General features: G+C 47.0%; 5 protein-coding genes and 1 pseudogene. 3 read left to right on the top strand and 3 right to left on the bottom strand.

The window, feature by feature from the left end; all coding sequences use genetic code 11:
- Positions 1-279, top strand: a pseudogene (locus QUB56_RS36565) (hypothetical protein); the annotation flags it as partial.
- An 8-nt stretch (positions 280-287) separates the two neighbouring features.
- On the opposite strand, the gene QUB56_RS36560 reads toward QUB56_RS36565, so the two are convergent.
- From QUB56_RS36560 to QUB56_RS36550, 3 genes are read right to left on the bottom strand one after another with little or no spacing between them, the layout of a single operon-like run.
- Positions 288-665 carry a hypothetical protein gene (locus QUB56_RS36560; RefSeq protein WP_332961250.1) on the bottom strand — a complete coding sequence of 126 codons (378 nt, stop codon included), beginning with the start codon at positions 663-665 and terminating at the stop codon, positions 288-290.
- A gap of 1 nt (position 666) precedes the next feature.
- Positions 667-1,005, bottom strand: a complete 339-nt coding sequence (locus tag QUB56_RS36555) for a hypothetical protein (protein ID WP_332961249.1) — start codon at positions 1,003-1,005, stop codon at positions 667-669.
- A gap of 5 nt (positions 1,006-1,010) precedes the next feature.
- Positions 1,011-1,583, bottom strand: a complete 573-nt coding sequence (locus tag QUB56_RS36550; protein ID WP_332961247.1) for a tyrosine-type recombinase/integrase — start codon at positions 1,581-1,583, stop codon at positions 1,011-1,013.
- Positions 1,584-1,795: 212 nt separating this feature from the next.
- Here QUB56_RS36550 and QUB56_RS36545 point away from each other — a divergent pair, with 212 nt between their 5' ends.
- Positions 1,796-2,341, top strand: a complete 546-nt coding sequence (locus tag QUB56_RS36545) for a hypothetical protein (RefSeq protein ID WP_332961245.1) — start codon at positions 1,796-1,798, stop codon at positions 2,339-2,341.
- Positions 2,341-3,171 (top strand): hypothetical protein, encoded by an 831-nt coding sequence (locus QUB56_RS36540; protein WP_332961244.1) that lies wholly within the window; start codon positions 2,341-2,343, stop codon positions 3,169-3,171. The genes QUB56_RS36545 and QUB56_RS36540 overlap by 1 nt, the downstream gene beginning before the upstream one ends.
- Positions 3,172-3,286: the final 115 nt, after the last annotated feature.

Genomic DNA, 3,286 nt, shown 5'->3' with positions numbered 1-3,286 from the left:
AAGGCTCAGGTTGCTGATACAGAATACACAGCCCCGCCCGCTGATAATGACGATTCTGTATCAAAAGCAATTTCCACTTATCGCCCTCGCGGCACGGCCCGTAGCGGCGAATATTTTAGATTTTCCTACCGCGACGGTTTTCGGATGCGCCACATTCACATTCGCGGGGGCAATACCGATTCGCCGATCGCACAGGCGAAAGTTGCTGAAGTGCGATCGCTCCTGGCAGCAGGAGAATCGCCGCAAAGCGTGGCGGATCATTTGAAAAACTCCCCTTGATACCTAAATCAAAGCATTCTCCAAGAGGCCCATGCCCCGTTGTTTTGATGTCGAACGTGAAATACCGTGCCGTTCGCGACAGTGGTAAGGGGAATCATGATTTGTGCGCGGTACAAGCCTTGCGAGACTGTATTCCGAAGCGGGTCGAACTCAATCAACAACCCTGCTGAAGCAGGTAAATTTGCATGCGCGGCATTTCCATCAACCCACATGAAGCCAGCGGCGGCATTAATCGGAGTATTGTTACCGTCGATAGCCCCTATGCTGCTACTTCTGGCAAAAAGGGTGAGAGCTTTTAGAAGTGCAGCTACGAGTTCTGTATCGCGCGTCATTTCCGGCGGCAGGCTTGCTTCAGTTACAGGATTTAGATTAGTTAGTTTACCCATCCTAAGAGATTGTGCTTTCAGACACCATCAAGTTTGACGTTCCGCTTGCGGTAATTACACTAATAATCCCCGTATAACGAGAGCTTGTAAATTCACTTTCAAACAAATATCCGGGAGGGATAGGGTGCTTGTACAAAGCTGTGGTAACTGTCGCATTTTCTCGGATAAATACCGTCGTAGTTCCAGCATTATAAATAGAATACGAACCCCGATTAGCGTTACCAGCAAGAGCAACGCTGCTCGTGGCAGTCGCACTGACTGCCGCGACTGTATCCGAACCTCGAACATCTTCCGCGACGTTGATAGCAACATTAGACGGATTTAGGTTAACAAGTCCCATAAATTTTAAAAATTATCAATTGCATTTTTTAGTTGCGACGGTGAAACTTCGACATATCGCATCAAGGAAGATATACTTCTATGACCGGTTAGGGTTTGAATTAATTTCACATCGTACCCTTGCTCATTTAATCGGGTGATAAAACCACGCCTTGCAGAGTAGGGGCTAAAACCTTGATTCTCTAACCCAGCTTTTTTGACCGCGCGCCTAAAAGCTTTGTCAAAAGCTTGTCGGCTTAAATGCTGATCAGCCCTATACAAAGAAGGGAATAAGAAGCCTGATTCCGGCGGCTGGTAAGCACTAAGCATCAATTTAAGCGCCCTGTGGATAGATAGCTCGCGAGTTTGTCGGTCCTTGCGATTAGCCCCGGGGTAAAGAATCGTATCACGCGGTTGGCGCGTTATTGGGTTTTGGTAAACGTGGCTAACATCTATTCTCAGGATGGCTTCTGGTCTTTCCCCAGTGTACCAAGATATAGCTAAAAAAAGTTTATAGACATCCGCCACAAATTGGTTGCTGATTTGGTTAAAAGTCGTCTGAGTAAGAGGCGTAGCTTGTCCAACTCTTAAAATTTTCACAGTTGCTGATTCCGTGTAAATACTGCTTTAACAGCAACCTTTTAGTTGCTGTTTTCAGTCTAGCGCGCCAAACCCGTACGGCGGCACAGTTGTTCAGTCTTCTGCAGTTGCTAATTTATCTATTTCCGCAACTTCTTAAGAATTTAGTAACCCGACATCGAGTCAATACATCTTACTTAAACTGAAAAAGTAAGTTTTTATTTTAGTTCTTTATGGCGCCTCACACTTCTGGCTCTGGCGGTTCTGTTTCGGGGATTAGCTATTCCGATCCGCAGGGTGCGGCGAGTCTGGAGCGGTACGTTTATGGAATCCTTTCCCTCTTAGAGCAACAGGAAAATAGCTTAACAAGAGTTCCGCAACGAACAGATCGAATTACCATTACCGCCAACCTTTCAACTAAAACCGCTGCCATTGATTTGCTCTTGAACGTGGTGCCGGCTAACGCTGCGGGGGGAGTCACCACTTACACAGCTACCGATTACCTAGTAGGCTCCACCTTTACCAGTGGAACTGGTGGCAGTAGCAGCGCGCCGAACCTCGCACAAGCAGCAATGGAGGCAGTGATAGCGCTCAAATTGAGAGAACTCGATCCCACAAAAAATCCCGACAAACAAACTGCGATTACTCGGTGTACGCACACGTTGGCGGCAAGTGGCGGAACAGATGCCACATTTAGCACCCTGCTGGAATTCCCGATAGAAATAATCAGCTTGCCCGGTGGTGGCAACGTAATAGAAGGGAAGGTGTACTTAAGCTAATGGCAGAAAATGAACTTGGTAACACCAGAACTTTTCGACGCAGCATTACCGCTGCTGACGGAACAGGAATTATTGAAATTCTCAACTGCGCTGATAGTTTTGCTGAATATGCCGATTTAGCAAGCTCTTACCATTTAGGTAAAAACTTTTATCTTGAGGCTCTTAGCGGCGCTATTTATTTGCCCTCCTATCAGCAAGCGCCATTTGCGGAGCTTTACCCAGAAATGAATGCAGCAGAAAAAATTGCTGCAATGCTTAGGATTGAAGAGGAATACCCATTTGTCGGCTTAAGATTCCATGCTAGAAAAGGGGCGACAGGAGCATGGTCAACCTTATCAACAGCTAGATTACAAAACAAGGGAAGAGAAACGACAATCCCTTTTGTTATCCCGTATTTGACGATTAATAATCTAAAACTACTAAGCCCAGACGACCGTTTAGGAATTTCCATTTTTAATTACGGACACGGCGTTCTGGGGGCCGGGGATTATATTAATTTTGAAGGAGATTTTAGATTTACCCTTGACCTAATTGCAAAACCAAAAGTCAGGGCGATCGGTGGTGGTTTGCCCTACGGAATCGATATTGGCTCGGCGGCTCCGACGCCGTTTAGGAGCGCAAATCCAAACCGGGCTATTTTGTACGCCACAAATACAGGAAATGTACCTATTTGGATTGCCGGCACCCAAAATGTAGCTGTTGGTAGCGGCATTTTTCTGGCCCCTAACGGTGGCGGCAACCTTACAGAGCAAACGCTCACAGGCGAGTTGTGGGCGATCTCAGAAGGCGGCGATTCGCGAATATGTGGGGTAGAGGCGAGTTATGTCTAGGCGTTCCGGCAAGTCGGAATTATCCCCCAGCATATCGAAAAGTCCTTCCAGTGGCATTGACCTTGGCAAGGGTGGTGAAGTTGATATGGGGGGGAAGTCAGCTCCTTCTGTCACA

The organism is Microcoleus sp. AR_TQ3_B6 (assembly GCF_036702785.1).
GTDB lineage: Bacteria > Cyanobacteriota > Cyanobacteriia > Cyanobacteriales > Microcoleaceae > Microcoleus.
This window is presented reverse-complemented; position numbering and strand designations above follow the sequence as displayed.

Excerpts from the sequence above, each read along its gene's own strand:
- QUB56_RS36545 (WP_332961245.1), top strand. The coding sequence starts at position 1,796 with ATGGCGCCTCACACTTCTGGCTCTGGCGGTTCTGTTTCGGGGATTAGC.
- QUB56_RS36555 (WP_332961249.1), bottom strand. The coding sequence starts at position 1,005 with ATGGGACTTGTTAACCTAAATCCGTCTAATGTTGCTATCAACGTCGCG.
- QUB56_RS36560 (WP_332961250.1), bottom strand. The coding sequence starts at position 665 with ATGGGTAAACTAACTAATCTAAATCCTGTAACTGAAGCAAGCCTGCCG.
- QUB56_RS36540 (WP_332961244.1), top strand. The coding sequence starts at position 2,341 with ATGGCAGAAAATGAACTTGGTAACACCAGAACTTTTCGACGCAGCATT.